We start from the raw sequence: 13,417 nt of genomic DNA on the forward strand, positions 1-13,417 counted from the left end.
TTTGTGCTCTCTAATATATTTTGATAAGGAAGTGAGAAGAATGGAACAACTTTTACAACAATTAATTAATGGGCTTTCCCTTGGAAGTATTTATGCACTAATCGCGTTAGGCTATACTATGGTTTATGGTATCATAAATCTTATAAATTTTGCTCATGGTGATATATATATGCTAGGAGCGTACATAGGCTTTGCAGCTACTACATTTCTTGATCTTGGTTTTATCCCAGCACTTCTTGTAGCTATGGTATCCTGTGCACTTATTGGTATTGGAATAGAGAAAATAGCGTATAAACCAATTAGAAACTCAACTAGAATTGCTGCATTAATTACGGCTATAGCAGTTTCATTATTTATAGAATATGGAACTATGTATTTTGTTAAAGCAGAAACTAGAACTTTTCCCCCAGTACTTGCAAATGAAACGATAAAACTTTTTAGTGGTAGTGTAATGCTAAACACTATAGATATATACATAATAGCTATTACAGCTGTATTAATGGTACTACTTCAATACATTATACATAAAACAAAAACAGGTAAAGCTATGAGAGCTGTTGCTATGGATAAAGAAGCAGCACAATATATGGGAGTAAGTATTGATAAGACAATATCATTTACTTTTGCTATCGGTTCAGCTTTAGCAGGAGTTGCTGGAGTGCTTATTGGGGTATATTACAATTCAATAAATCCTTTAATGGGAGTGCTTCCAGGGCTTAAAGCCTTCGTAGCTGCCGTAATAGGAGGAATAGGTATTATACCAGGAGCAGTTTTAGGTGGATACTTCCTTGGAATGACAGAAACTATGGTTAGTGCTTATGGTGGTTCTCTGTATAAGGATGGAGTGGCTTTTGCAGTGTTAATTATAATACTTTTAGTAAAACCTAATGGTCTTTTAGGTAAAAACGTAAAAGAGAAAGTGTAGGAGGGACAGTATGAAGATATTTAATAAGAGCAATATATTAACGACAGTTTTTGTCCTTTCCTTATATGTATTAGGAATGGTATTATCAAGTGTTGGTATAATAGATTCTTATATTATGCTTAATCTTGTTATAGTAGGTATTAACGTTATCCTTGCTGTAAGCTTAAATCTTATAACAGGATTTACAGGGCAACTTTCTTTAGGTCATGCAGCATTTATGTCTGTTGGTGCATATGCATCAGCTGTAGTTACAGCAAAGCTTGGAATGCCTTTCCCAATAGGATTGATTATAGGAGCAGTAACAGCAACAGTTGCAGGAATAATAATAGGAATTCCAACTTTAAGATTAAAAGGGGATTACCTTGCTATAGCAACTTTAGGTTTTGGAGAAATCGTTAGAATAGTGATCCTTAACAATGATTATTTAGGTGGAGCTAGTGGACTAATGGATATACCACAGTATACAAACTGGACATGGATATATTTTATGGTTGCACTTACTATTATTTTAATAAAGAATTTTATAGACTCAAAAAATGGAAGAGCTTGTATAGCTATTAGAGAAGATGAAATAGCAGCTGAGTCTATGGGAGTTAATACTTCTTTTTATAAAGTACTTGCTTTTGGAGTTGGAGCTTTCTTTGCAGGAATTGCAGGAGCATTATATTCAGGATTCTTTTACTTTATTAAACCAGATGCTTTTGGATTTATGAAATCGATAGATATATTGGTAATAGTAGTATTTGGAGGCATGGGTAGTATTACGGGATCAGTTGTAGGTGCTATAGCACTTTCAGTAATATCTCTTTTACTTCAAGGATTTCCTGAACTTAGAATGGTAATATATTCAGTTATACTTTTCTTAATAATGGTTTATAGGCCTCAAGGACTTATGGGTAACTATAAATTTAAGTTCTTTAAAAAGGGAGGTACTCAATAATGCCGGCGATTGAAGTAAATAATATTTCAATGACTTTTGGTGGAGTAAAAGCAGTAAGTAATGTAAATATGAAAATAGAGCATGGAGAAATAATTGGTCTTATAGGTCCAAATGGAGCAGGTAAAACTACATTTTTCAATATGCTTACAGGTATATATACACCAACAGAAGGTGAAATAATTTATAGTTTTGATAAAAAAGTTTATCCAAATAAAATAAAGGCTTATGAAATAGCATCTTCAGGTATAGCTAGAACCTTTCAAAATATTAGACTTTTTAGTGATATGACAGTAGAAGAAAATGTAAGAGTAGGTTTTCATAATAATATCAAATACAACTTAATTCCTTCTCTTTTTAGAGGATCTTCTTATTATAAAGAAGAAGAAAATGCCACTAAAAAAGTTATGGAGCTTTTAGAGATATTTAATCTTCATGAAAAAAGAGAAGAGCTTGCAAAAAATCTACCTTATGGAGATCAAAGAAGATTAGAAATCGCAAGAGCACTTGCATCGAATCCTAAAGTTTTATTACTTGACGAACCAGCAGCAGGTATGAATCCAAATGAAACAAATGAACTTATGGAGCTTATCAGATGGATTAGAGATAGATTTGATATTACTGTAATTCTTATAGAACATGATATGTCTCTTGTAATGTCTGTATGTAATAGAATTTATGTATTAGACTATGGAAAGCTTATTGCAAATGGAACACCAGTAGAAATACAAAATAATCCTGCGGTTATTAAGGCTTATCTTGGAGGTGACGACGAAGCATGTTAGAAATGATAGATGTTAACGTATATTATGGAGCTGTTCATGCATTAAAGGGTATAAGCGTAAAGGTAAACAAAGGAGAAATTGTTACTTTAATAGGGGCAAATGGAGCGGGAAAAACTACAACCCTTAAGACAATTTCAGGAGTATTAAAACCAAAGACAGGAAAAGTTATATTCGAAGGAAATGACTTATCTAAAATTAATGCTAGTGACATGGTTAAGCTTGGAATGTCTCATGTACCTGAAGGAAGAAGAATTTTTTATAACATGTCAATCATGGAAAATCTAGAAATGGGTGCTTATTCTAGAAATGATAAAGCAGAAATAAAAAAGGATTACGAAAAGATATTTGAAACTTTCCCAAGATTATTAGAGCGTAAAGCTCAAATGGCAGGAACCCTTTCAGGAGGAGAGCAACAAATGCTTGCTATAGGGCGTGCATTAATGTCAAGACCTAAGTTACTTCTTCTAGATGAGCCATCTATGGGACTTGCACCTCTAGTTGTTAAGCAAATCTTTTCAATAATAGAGGACATAAATAAAACTGGTACTACAGTTTTACTTGTAGAACAAAATGCTTCTATGGCACTTAAGATTGCCCATAGAGCTTATGTAATACAAAATGGTCATGTTGAGATGGAAGGAAAAGCTTCAGATCTTTTAAATGACGAAAATGTAAAAAATGCATATCTTGGTGCTTAATTTTAAGTAGACCCTTGAGGATAAAGTTTTATCCTCAAGGGTCTACTATATTGTTTAAATAATTATTTTATGATTGAAGATAATAACCATTAGAGGTGATACTAATGGCAAATAAGTTAAAAGTTAAAGGTAAGGACTATGCTAAACTAGGGATAAGAAAAAACTCGGAGGGTAACTTTGAATATATTGACCCATCAGAAAAAAATAAATCTAAATATGAACCTATAAGAGAATACAATAAGTAATATAAAATATTGTATATATGCCTATGATATTATATAATGTATTAAATAAGAAATACATATATAATAGAGGTGAGATTATGGCTAAAAATAAGCCTGTTTTTAAATCAAACAGTAGTAAGTATGAGAATGGACAAGGTCAAGGACAGGGAGCTAAAAGCAATAATAAGGCTGCTGTACCATCACCTAAAAGACCTATGAGAAGTACTAATCGAGGACAATAAGTACTAATAAAATAGTTTATTGATAGGTAAGAATTTATTAAAGATTAAAAGTTATCCCCAATTTTTTATACAACATATTTATGTTGTATAAAAAATTGGGGATTTTTATTTTAAATATGTGAATAAAATTTTGTTAAAACACTGTGGGTATAATATTTTAATATTGATACTAAGAATTACTACAAGGAAGTTCTATAATAAATGTAGTGTTATCATTAAGAACACTTTTAACAGAAATTTCCCCATCATGCTGTTCTATAATGGCCTTGGCTATAGAAAGACCAAGACCATAACCACCGCTATTACTAGACCGAGATTTATCAATGCGATAAAGTCTGTCAAATATCTTATTTATATACTCTTCCGGAATTCCTTCCCCTGTATTAGTTACAGATAAATTAGCATTGTTGTGAATGTTTTTTAATCTTACATCTATTGAACCTTTAGTATTTGTATATTTTAGTGCATTATCTAAAAGTATCATAACTACTTGTTTTATTTGTTCACTATTGCCTTTAACAAATAAATTTGAGTCAATATTATAACTTAAGGAGATATTATTCTCAAAAATAAGGGCTTCCATAGTTAAGATTACATCTTCAACTGCGTTACTTAAATCAAAATTAGAATAGATCATTTTTGTATTTGAATAATCTATTTGAGTTAGATAAAGAAGGTCATTTGTAAGTTTAGTCATTCTTTCTACTTCAGATTTAATGTAATTAAGCCATTTTAATTGATTCTTTATAGTATCTTCTTTGTTAGATAATAATACATCTACATTTGTATTAATTACAGCTAGCGGCGTTTTTAATTCATGAGATGCATCACCAATAAATTGCCTTTGTTTATCAAAAGCTTCTTTAATTGGTTGTATAGATTTATTTGCAAAAAATCTACTTATAAAGAAAATCACAATAAGCATCACAACAGCAACGATTAAAAAGGTGTAAATAAGATTTGTTAGAATTCCTTGTCTTGATGTTATATCTAAGAATACAATTTTATAGCCTTCTACAGAAGGTTTTATTATAAAAGCCCAGTAGTCACCATCTAATTTAAATTTACCCTTATCATTTGTTTTAGATAATGCTATATTTTTAGCAGTTTCATAGAATTCAAGATCCATGTCAAATATAGAAAAAGAGCTAACTATAGAGCCGTTATCATCAGTTATTAAAGTAAAAGAAAGTGAACGATCATGATGGGGATCTAAATTATTAGGATTAGACCTAATCTCTTTAGGAACTTCATTTGATCTACCATCTGGTTTACCATCAAAGTCTGATATTTTATGTAATTCTAAATCAATATTTCTACGAACATCACTGTAGGTTATTATATAGATAGTAGAAAAGGCAATAATCATCATAATTGATATTATTATTAAATTAAGCATGAGAAACCTATTTCTAAGCTGTTTAAACATTTAATTACCCTCCTTAACTGAATTATATCATAAGTACCTTTAATGAACCTTAAATATGAATAGATTATGAACTGTTAAAGTCATGTAAATTATTTAAGGTTTGTTTAAGGTTTAGACTGTAAAATTAAAGTCATAGAGAAAAAGATTGCAATTAGGAAAGGGGAACTATGATGGCTATTGAGGTATTTAAACGTCATGAGAATAAATATTTAATTGATGAATCTGTATGTAAGGATATTGAAGCTAGGTGTTTGGAATACATGGAACTAGATGAATATAATAAAAGTAATGAATTTTATAGCATAACTAATATCTATTATGATACAAAGGATAACTATTTAATTAGAAATTCATTAGCTAAACCTAAATATAAAGAGAAACTTAGAATTAGAGCTTATGGAGTTCCAACAAGTGAAGATGAAAAGGTGTACTTTGAAATTAAGAAAAAAATTTGTGGAGTGGGAAGTAAAAGGAGAACAAAGTTAACGTTAAATGAAGCCTATAAATTTGCTGATACTGCTAAGAAACCTGAGATAAAGAACTACATGAATAAACAGGTCCTAAATGAAATTGAATACGTTTTTAAAATATATAATCTTGAACCTAAGGTTTATTTATCTTATGACAGGAAAGCTATGTTTAGCAGAGATAATAGAGACTTAAGGATAACTTTTGATAGAAATATTATAACAAGAAGGTATGATTTAAGGCTTGAGGCAGGAAGTTATGGAGAAGAATTATTAGAAGATGGAAAGGTACTAATAGAGGTAAAGGCAGAGACGAATATACCATTATGGCTTTCAAGATTGCTTTCAGAATATAAGATATATAAATCAAACTTTTCAAAGTATGGAAATGAATATAAAAAAATGTTATCAAAGAATAAAAAAGCGAAAGGAGAAATCAGCGAATGTATGAAACAATATCCAGCACAATATTTAGCACAACCTCAAATGGTGCATCAATATCTTTAGAAAATTCGATATTAACAATAGTTATTTCATTTATATTAGGAGGAATTATAAGTTTTACTTATATGAAGACATGCAATAAAAAAGGTTATTCACAGAATTTTTCTCTAACACTTATTATTATAACTACAGTTATAGCAATAATTGTACTCTTAATAGGAAGCAATATTGCAAGAGCCTTTAGTTTAGCAGGTGCCTTCTCAATTATTAGATTCAGAAGTGCTCCAGGAGACCCAAAGGATATATCATATGTACTATTTTCTATGGCAGCAGGACTTTCGTGTGGGGTGGGACTTTTTGGATATGCAGCATTTTTTACAATATTTCTTTGCCTACTCATGTTTATCCTTAGTTTATTTAATATTGGTGCAAAAAAAGTTTCACAGAAGCTACTTAAGATAACTATTCCAGAGGATTTAGATTATGAAGGTGCCTTTGATGATTTATTTACACAATATACAAAAGGACATGAACTTATAAAGGTAAAGACTACTGATTTAGGTAGTTTGTTTGAACTTGTTTATACAATAACCATGGATGATAAAATAAGTCAAAAAGAATTTTTGGATTCATTGAGATGCAGAAATGGTAACTTAAATATTATTTTATCAATGCGGGCAGAGTCATCAGAGTATTAGGAAATGTAGAATTATAGTGAAATAAATAAACGTAAAAAAATACCCTGAGGGTAAAATTTTCTCCCAGGGTATTTTTATAATTTAATTATCTAGTCATAGAAACTGTTTGGCTTTTAACACCAGCAGGCAATCCATCAGCACCACCATATACTTGAACAAATTTGATAGAATAAAGATCAGATATTTGTAGGTCATTTGAATTGAAAGGAACTAATGATATATGATCTATTCCAACTTCTACTAAGGTTCCTACACGGTCTGTAAGTATATTTGTTCCTATTAAGAATTCAACTCTAACTGGCTTTCCAATTAATGTTCTTAAATATCCTTGAAGATAATTTCTATCTCGTTGAACTGGTGTTCCAACTTGCATTTGGAAATCAGGTGCAGCAGTACCAGTACCTGTACCAGGCATAGGCATAGGCATAGGAATAGGTGAAGGCGGAGCCTCTAGTGGAGATACTACAGGTGGTTGTTGATAAGGCATCATTGGCATTTGTTGACAAGGCATCATTGGCATTTGTTGATAAGGCATCATTGGACCAAACATAGGGTTTGGAACCTCCGGCATTTGTCTATAGTCGAAATCTAACCAATCTTCCATTAAAATGTCCTCCTTGATAATATTAATATATATTTAAATAAAATTTATAGCTTAAGTTTGAGAATAAAGCTCAGTAGGGTTATAGAAACAATGTTCTTTTACTCTAATCTGGAATGAACCTGAACGATTACGAGGAAAGTAGTATTGGCAAGTAGGTATAAAAGGATTAAAGTACCATAAAGAATAACCAATATTAAAAGTACGATTTCCAGCTAAAGCCCAATCTGCAATATCCCAATGTATCTGGTCAGGTGGACTAGCCCAAATGGTCTGAGGATTAGGTACATTATTAAGAACAGAACGCATACAATCAAATTGACCTGCTTGATACAATACTTTTCTTACACTTCCTTGACCAATTCTTTGATATTCCCCAAAGGGAACTCTTACCCTATTCATTATAACAGTCGCAACGGCTTTCATTCCGGTTTCACCTTCACCACCGGCTTCGCATTTTATCATTCTTGCTAATAACTCTCTATCAGAGTAAGCCATTTTTTCACCTCAATAATTTTGCTCACAATATAATCTATTCATTAGCTCATAAAAGGTACTAACTTTTTATAAAATAAAACTGGTATCTTATAATATTTATGGTAAAATTGTTTTATGTATTACATATTGAAGGAGAGATTGACATATGAAATTTGAAGCATTTTTTAAGGAATGGATAGTTCCCATAGGAGCTGCTATTATACTTGCAGTTTTAATAAATAAATTTTTGTTTTTCCAAGTCTCAGTTCCTACAAAGTCTATGTATCCAACAATAGCCCCTGGAGATAGAATTATTGTAACTAGACTTTATGATAAAAAGAAATTAAAAACTGGAGATACAGTTGTTTTTTATTCAGAGGAATTACAGGAGACATTAATTAAAAGACTTATAGGACTTCCAGGAGACGAAATAAAAATAGATGAAAATAGAGACGTATATGTTAATGGAGAAAAAACAGAGCAACCTTATGTTGTTTATAATGGAGGAAAAGGTGGCGAGTTTAAGGTTCCAGAAGGACATTACTTTTTTATGGGGGATAATAGAGCAAACTCATGGGATAGCAGATATTGGCAACAGAGCTATATACCAGAGAAAAATATAAAAGGCAAAGCTAGAGTTGTGGTATTTCCTTTTGATAGATTTGGAAACTTTAAAATTGGAGAAGAGGCATTACAGTCAGTAAATAACTAAGATACCATGAAATTGGTATCTTTTCATTTGAATAAAAAAAACACTATACATAGATGTGGGAGGGAAATGCAAGATTTCTCATTCTATGTATAGCTTATTGTTTATAAAAGTAAATTTCTACAATTATATTGTATTATCAGTTTATTTTAATGTCAATAAAAGTATTTGTGTATTTTAAATTATTATAAAGGCTTAATTTAGATGTATAATTAATAAAAATTTAAATGTAATATAATTTATTATAATGTATAATTATTTTCTGTATAAAGTGTGACTTGAAGTTAATAAATTAATAATTTCTATAAAAATCACTGAAATTTTATGAAAATAATGTCAATAATAATATAGATATATATGTATTCATTAAAATAGACATTATTGATATTATATTAAAAATTTTGATTTTCTGCTGGGAGGATGTGAAATGTTTAAAAATAAAAAACTTAACTATTTAATATATTATGTTACGGGAGTAATGTCACTACTTCTGATATTAAATTATGTTATAAGAAGTGCAAGAATGGAACATATAAAATATAGCGTTTTTGAAAAAATGATAGAAGAGAAAACAATTAAAGAAGTTCAGATAACTGATAATCAAATAGTTATTGTGCCTAAAGAAGGAACAGGGTTCAATAAAAAAATAAAGTATACAACGAATATTGAAAAGGAAAATATAAGACCTCTTATTGAGAGATTAAAAGAAGGTAATGTTGAGTATGATGGGGAAGATAATAGTAATGACCCTATGAAAAAGCTTCTTATAGAATGGATACTTCCTATTATATTATTTATATTTATTGGAAGAATTATATTTGGAACCATGGAAAAAAGAATGGGCGGAAGCGTAATGTCTTTTGGAAAAAACAATGCTAAGATTTATGCTGAAGATGAAACTGGATTAAGCTTTGATGATGTTGCGGGACAAGATGAGGCAAAGGAATCTTTAGTAGAGATTGTAGATTTTCTACATAATCCTGATAAATATACAGAAATAGGAGCTAAATTACCAAAGGGAGCGTTACTTGTTGGTCCACCAGGTACGGGGAAGACCTTACTTGCAAAGGCAGTAGCAGGAGAAGCCAAGGTAGCATTTTTCTCTCTTTCAGGTTCAAGCTTTGTAGAAATGTTTGTTGGAATGGGTGCATCAAGGGTGAGAGACTTATTTAAGCAGGCAGAAGAAAAAGCACCTTGCATAGTATTTATTGATGAAATAGATGCTATAGGAAAAAGTAGAGATAATGGTATAGGTGGAGCAAATGATGAGAGGGAACAAACGTTAAATCAGCTTTTGGCTGAAATGGATGGGTTTGATTCTTCAAAGGGAGTTGTGATTCTTGCAGCAACCAATAGACCAGAAGTTTTAGATAAGGCTTTATTAAGACCAGGAAGATTTGATAGAAGAGTTATTGTGGACACGCCGGACTTAAAAGGAAGAGATGCTATATTAAGAGTACATTCAAAGGGTGTTAAAATGGCAGAGGATGTGAATCTTGAGGAAATTGCAAAAGCTACTCCAGGAGCAGTAGGAGCAGATCTTGCTAATATAATAAATGAAGCTGCACTTTTTGCGGTTAAAAGGAAAAGAAAATTAGTTATTCAAGAGGATCTACAAGAGGCTGTTGAGATTATAATAGCTGGTAAAGAGAAAAAGGATAGAATAATGTCACATAAAGAAAAAAGAATTGTGGCATTTCACGAGGTGGGGCATGCTCTAGTAGCAGCACTACTTAAAAATACTGATCCTGTCCATAAAATTACTATTATTCCAAGAACCATGGGAGCGCTTGGATACACTATGCAGCTTCCAGAGGAGGAAAAATATCTAGTTAGCAAAGAAGAAATGCTAGATAAGATAACAGTAATGTTAGGAGGAAGAGCTGCAGAAGAAGTAGAGTTTAACTCAATTTCTACAGGAGCATCAAATGATATTGAAAAGGCAACTCAGACAGCGAGAAATATGGTGACTATTTATGGTATGACAGAGCGGTTTGATATGATGGCATTAGAGTCTGTATCTAATAGATACCTCGATGGTAAACTCATTAGAAATTGTAGTGATGAAACAGCATCAGTTATAGATGAAGAAACTTTAAAAATTATAAAAGCAGCTCACAGTAAAGCTATAAGAATGTTAGAAGAAAATAAAGAGCTTTTAACTAATATATCAGAAAGACTTATTGAAAAAGAAACCCTTATGGGAGAAGAATTTATGGATATGGTAAGAAATGAGAAGAGGGATGATTTAAATGTCTAATATGGAATTAGAAAAAGAAATTAAAAAAGAATTAGAATTAGAGGCTGAGAAGCAAAAACTTGAAGATACTGTTGAAACAATAAAGAGTGAAATCAGAAATTATATTGATAAAAGAACTACCTTAACAGAGAATTTAATTGATTTCAGAAAGAAAAATTTAGAAGATTACAGGGATGATGAAGATAAGCTGATAGAATACTTTGATCATGAGAGGTATGTAAGTGAAGAGAGCTATAGGGCTATAGATAGAAAGCTAAAAGAGCTTACTATTCTTCAACCTTCACCTTATTTTGGTAAAGTCCATTTTAAGGAAGTTGCCTATAATGATGAAGAAAAAGTTTATATTGGTAGATTTGGAATTACACCAGATGATGCATATGAACCTATAGTTGTAGACTGGAGAGCGCCGGTAGCATCTTTATTTTATGCAGGTAAGCTAGGAGATGCACACTATGAGGCTCCTATGGGTAAAGTACCTACAGAGATATTAGGCAAAAGACAATTTATAATAAAAAAAGAGCAACTTAAAGGTATGTTTGATTCAGAAGTAGATGTAAAAGATGAAATACTGCAAATGGTTTTAAGTGAAAGTGCTGGAGAGAAACTTAAAGATATAATTATGACTATTCAGGCAGAACAGGACAGTATTATTAGACAACCAAGAGAAAAGACAATTGTAGTCAATGGAATAGCGGGTAGTGGAAAGACTACAATTGCTCTTCATAGAGTTGCATATCTTTTATATAATTATAGGAAAATTCTTCAAGATAAAGTTTTGATATTAGGACCTAATAAAATATTTATGGAATATATATCAACAGTTCTTCCGAGCTTAGGTGAAATAGGTGTGAGACAGCAGACCTTTACAGAATTTGCTTTAGATATTTTAGAGTTAAGAAATATCATGGAATTCAAAGATTATATGGAAAAAGTGATAAGCAAAGATAAAGAATTTATTGATGAAATTTTGTTTAAAACTTCTACAGAATATATTAAGGAATTAGATAAATTTATAGCTACTTTAAATGCTAAATATTTCAACGCAAAAGATCTTTTTGTTGGAGATTTAAAAATAGTTCCAAAAGAAGCAATAATGGAATTATTTGACTACTATAAAGATATGCCTTTGTTTAGAAGAAGCGCAAAGGTAAAGAGAATTTTATTTGCAAAGATTAAAGATAAAAGAGATGAAGAAGTTCGAGAAATAGAAAAATGGTACAAAGATACTATAGCTAGTCTAAATGAGGAACAAAAAAACATTCAAGAAAGTGACTTAAACTTTAGAAGAAGAATTAAGATTAGAGAAGTTATTGAGAAGGTTATAGAAGCAAAGAACTCTTTAGAATGGATGAATAATGAAAGCTGTGTTGAAATTTACAATAGTTTAAATCAAAATAAAAAACTTACCATAGATGATTTAGCTCCTATTTTATATTTAAAAATAAAGCTAGAAGGACTAAAGGTAGATGAAGATATTAAACATGTAGTTATTGATGAAGCACAGGATTATAGCTTACTTCAATTTATGGTAATTAAAGAGCTTACTAAGTGTAGAGGATATACTATTGTTGGAGATAAAAATCAAAGAATGATACCAATAGAAGGTAACTCTCCAATAATGGAACTTGAAAAAGTATTTGCTGATGTAGAACATTTTGATTTGAATAAAAGTTATAGATCTACTAAAGAAATTATGGAATATGCTAATAAATTTTTAAAAGAAGACAAAATAGTTCCTATTGTTAGAAATGGAAAAGATGTTATAGAAAAAAAATTCTCAAGTCATGAAGCATTATTAGAGGAGATTTATAATAATCTTCAAACCTTAACTAAAGAAGGGTTTGAAAGTATAGCAATAGTATGTAAAAATCTTCAGGAAACAGAAAAGATAGCAGCATCAATTAAATCGAGAACAAAATTAAAGGTCATAGATAGAGAAGATATTATCTATAATAAAGGGGAAGTAGCCCTACCTTCTTATTTTGCAAAAGGATTAGAATTTGATGCTGTAATAGTGGTAAAATCACAGGAAGATGCTGAAGAAGACAAGATGGCCTATGTAATGGCTACGAGGGCATTACATGAGCTATATGTGTATAATGTATAGAAGATGGTAAAAAAAAGATATTGACAAACTAAACATCTTAGTATAAATTATTAGTAATAGAATTTTATATATTAAAATCACTGATTGGAAAGAGTAGTTTTTTGATTTTGTTTAAGCGAGTCGGGGTTTGGTGCGATGCCCGATAACAAGACTTAAAATGAATGGGTCCATGAGATGCTAGGCGAAAATTATGTTAATTATGATTAGTAGCTGATGCCGTGTTCTCACGTTACAGAGGTAGGATATACAGTAAAGTAATTTACTCGTATCTGAAAAGAGAGCATGTGTTTTATTTTTAGTAGACTACAGGCATTTTATCTTATTCAGATAGAATGCCTTTTATTTTTAGGATAAAAGCACATCTAAAATTGGGTGGCACCACGACTATACCACTTCGTCCCATATTGGGATTGA

The 13,417-nt window shown here is 30.8% G+C and carries 14 protein-coding genes and 1 other annotated feature; of the genes, 11 read left to right on the plus strand and 3 right to left on the minus strand.

Annotated elements, in window-relative coordinates:
* Window positions 1-40 precede the first annotated feature (40 nt).
* The 6 genes from ACX0KU_RS07955 (at window position 41) to ACX0KU_RS07980 (ending at window position 3,811) form a co-directional block, all read left to right on the plus strand.
* Window positions 41-925: a branched-chain amino acid ABC transporter permease gene (locus ACX0KU_RS07955; protein WP_472989259.1), complete on the plus strand. Its 885-nt coding sequence runs from the start codon at window positions 41-43 to the stop codon at window positions 923-925.
* A 10-nt stretch (window positions 926-935) separates the two neighbouring features.
* Window positions 936-1,865, plus strand: a complete 930-nt coding sequence (locus ACX0KU_RS07960) for a branched-chain amino acid ABC transporter permease (RefSeq protein WP_472989261.1) — start codon at window positions 936-938, stop codon at window positions 1,863-1,865.
* Window positions 1,865-2,647 (plus strand): ABC transporter ATP-binding protein, encoded by a 783-nt coding sequence (locus tag ACX0KU_RS07965; protein ID WP_472989262.1) that lies wholly within the window; start codon window positions 1,865-1,867, stop codon window positions 2,645-2,647. The genes ACX0KU_RS07960 and ACX0KU_RS07965 overlap by 1 nt, the downstream gene beginning before the upstream one ends.
* Window positions 2,641-3,345, plus strand: a complete 705-nt coding sequence (locus ACX0KU_RS07970) for an ABC transporter ATP-binding protein (protein WP_472989263.1) — start codon at window positions 2,641-2,643, stop codon at window positions 3,343-3,345. Before ACX0KU_RS07965 ends, ACX0KU_RS07970 begins: the two co-directional genes overlap by 7 nt.
* 104 nt (window positions 3,346-3,449) lie before the next feature.
* Window positions 3,450-3,590, plus strand: coding sequence for a hypothetical protein (locus ACX0KU_RS07975; RefSeq protein WP_472989265.1), 141 nt, complete (start codon window positions 3,450-3,452; stop codon window positions 3,588-3,590).
* 77 nt (window positions 3,591-3,667) lie between these two features.
* Window positions 3,668-3,811: a hypothetical protein gene (locus ACX0KU_RS07980; RefSeq protein ID WP_472989266.1), complete on the plus strand. Its 144-nt coding sequence runs from the start codon at window positions 3,668-3,670 to the stop codon at window positions 3,809-3,811.
* Window positions 3,812-3,980: 169 nt separating this feature from the next.
* Here ACX0KU_RS07980 and ACX0KU_RS07985 read toward each other — a convergent pair whose 3' ends face one another.
* Window positions 3,981-5,240, minus strand: a complete 1,260-nt coding sequence (locus ACX0KU_RS07985; protein WP_472989267.1) for a sensor histidine kinase — start codon at window positions 5,238-5,240, stop codon at window positions 3,981-3,983.
* A 167-nt stretch (window positions 5,241-5,407) separates the two neighbouring features.
* On the opposite strand from ACX0KU_RS07985, the gene ACX0KU_RS07990 reads away from it, so the two are divergent.
* Together ACX0KU_RS07990 and ACX0KU_RS07995 are read left to right on the plus strand one after the other, a co-directional pair.
* Entirely contained in the window at window positions 5,408-6,214 is an 807-nt protein-coding gene (locus ACX0KU_RS07990) for a VTC domain-containing protein (RefSeq protein ID WP_472989269.1), read from the plus strand.
* Window positions 6,151-6,849: a DUF4956 domain-containing protein gene (locus ACX0KU_RS07995; protein WP_472989271.1), complete on the plus strand. Its 699-nt coding sequence runs from the start codon at window positions 6,151-6,153 to the stop codon at window positions 6,847-6,849. The genes ACX0KU_RS07990 and ACX0KU_RS07995 overlap by 64 nt, the downstream gene beginning before the upstream one ends.
* 85 nt (window positions 6,850-6,934) lie before the next feature.
* Here ACX0KU_RS07995 and ACX0KU_RS08000 read toward each other — a convergent pair whose 3' ends face one another.
* Both ACX0KU_RS08000 and ACX0KU_RS08005 read right to left on the minus strand, forming a co-directional pair.
* The gene (locus tag ACX0KU_RS08000; RefSeq protein WP_472989272.1) at window positions 6,935-7,453 is read right to left on the minus strand and encodes a hypothetical protein; all 519 of its coding nucleotides are present in this window, start codon (window positions 7,451-7,453) and stop codon (window positions 6,935-6,937) included.
* 51 nt (window positions 7,454-7,504) lie between these two features.
* Window positions 7,505-7,948 (minus strand): cell wall hydrolase, encoded by a 444-nt coding sequence (locus ACX0KU_RS08005; protein WP_472989273.1) that lies wholly within the window; start codon window positions 7,946-7,948, stop codon window positions 7,505-7,507.
* 145 nt (window positions 7,949-8,093) lie between these two features.
* Here ACX0KU_RS08005 and lepB point away from each other — a divergent pair, with 145 nt between their 5' ends.
* The 3 genes from lepB to ACX0KU_RS08020 all read left to right on the plus strand — a co-directional run bounded on the left by lepB (window position 8,094) and on the right by ACX0KU_RS08020 (window position 13,003).
* A complete protein-coding gene (lepB, locus tag ACX0KU_RS08010; RefSeq protein WP_472989275.1) occupies window positions 8,094-8,639 on the plus strand; it encodes a signal peptidase I in 546 nt (181 codons plus the stop codon).
* 424 nt (window positions 8,640-9,063) lie between these two features.
* On the plus strand, window positions 9,064-10,896 hold the full coding sequence (ftsH, locus tag ACX0KU_RS08015; RefSeq protein ID WP_472989276.1) for an ATP-dependent zinc metalloprotease FtsH: 1,833 nt from the start codon (window positions 9,064-9,066) through the stop codon (window positions 10,894-10,896).
* Window positions 10,889-13,003: a HelD family protein gene (locus ACX0KU_RS08020; RefSeq protein ID WP_472989278.1), complete on the plus strand. Its 2,115-nt coding sequence runs from the start codon at window positions 10,889-10,891 to the stop codon at window positions 13,001-13,003. Before ftsH ends, ACX0KU_RS08020 begins: the two co-directional genes overlap by 8 nt.
* A 71-nt stretch (window positions 13,004-13,074) precedes the next feature.
* Window positions 13,075-13,408 (plus strand) — a binding site (T-box leader).
* Window positions 13,409-13,417 lie beyond the last annotated feature (9 nt).

It is taken from the genome of Clostridium sp. X, assembly GCF_055755365.1.

Coding starts and splice junctions, on each gene's coding strand:
- ACX0KU_RS07955 (WP_472989259.1), top strand. CDS start 41: ATGGAACAACTTTTACAACAATTAATTAATGGGCTTTCCCTTGGAAGT.
- ACX0KU_RS07960 (WP_472989261.1), top strand. CDS start 936: ATGAAGATATTTAATAAGAGCAATATATTAACGACAGTTTTTGTCCTT.
- ACX0KU_RS07965 (WP_472989262.1), top strand. CDS start 1,865: ATGCCGGCGATTGAAGTAAATAATATTTCAATGACTTTTGGTGGAGTA.
- ACX0KU_RS07970 (WP_472989263.1), top strand. CDS start 2,641: ATGTTAGAAATGATAGATGTTAACGTATATTATGGAGCTGTTCATGCA.
- ACX0KU_RS07975 (WP_472989265.1), top strand. CDS start 3,450: ATGGCAAATAAGTTAAAAGTTAAAGGTAAGGACTATGCTAAACTAGGG.
- ACX0KU_RS07980 (WP_472989266.1), top strand. CDS start 3,668: ATGGCTAAAAATAAGCCTGTTTTTAAATCAAACAGTAGTAAGTATGAG.
- ACX0KU_RS07985 (WP_472989267.1), bottom strand. CDS start 5,240: ATGTTTAAACAGCTTAGAAATAGGTTTCTCATGCTTAATTTAATAATA.
- ACX0KU_RS07990 (WP_472989269.1), top strand. CDS start 5,408: ATGATGGCTATTGAGGTATTTAAACGTCATGAGAATAAATATTTAATT.
- ACX0KU_RS07995 (WP_472989271.1), top strand. CDS start 6,151: ATGTATGAAACAATATCCAGCACAATATTTAGCACAACCTCAAATGGT.
- ACX0KU_RS08000 (WP_472989272.1), bottom strand. CDS start 7,453: ATGGAAGATTGGTTAGATTTCGACTATAGACAAATGCCGGAGGTTCCA.
- ACX0KU_RS08005 (WP_472989273.1), bottom strand. CDS start 7,948: ATGGCTTACTCTGATAGAGAGTTATTAGCAAGAATGATAAAATGCGAA.
- lepB (WP_472989275.1), top strand. CDS start 8,094: ATGAAATTTGAAGCATTTTTTAAGGAATGGATAGTTCCCATAGGAGCT.
- ftsH (WP_472989276.1), top strand. CDS start 9,064: ATGTTTAAAAATAAAAAACTTAACTATTTAATATATTATGTTACGGGA.
- ACX0KU_RS08020 (WP_472989278.1), top strand. CDS start 10,889: ATGTCTAATATGGAATTAGAAAAAGAAATTAAAAAAGAATTAGAATTA.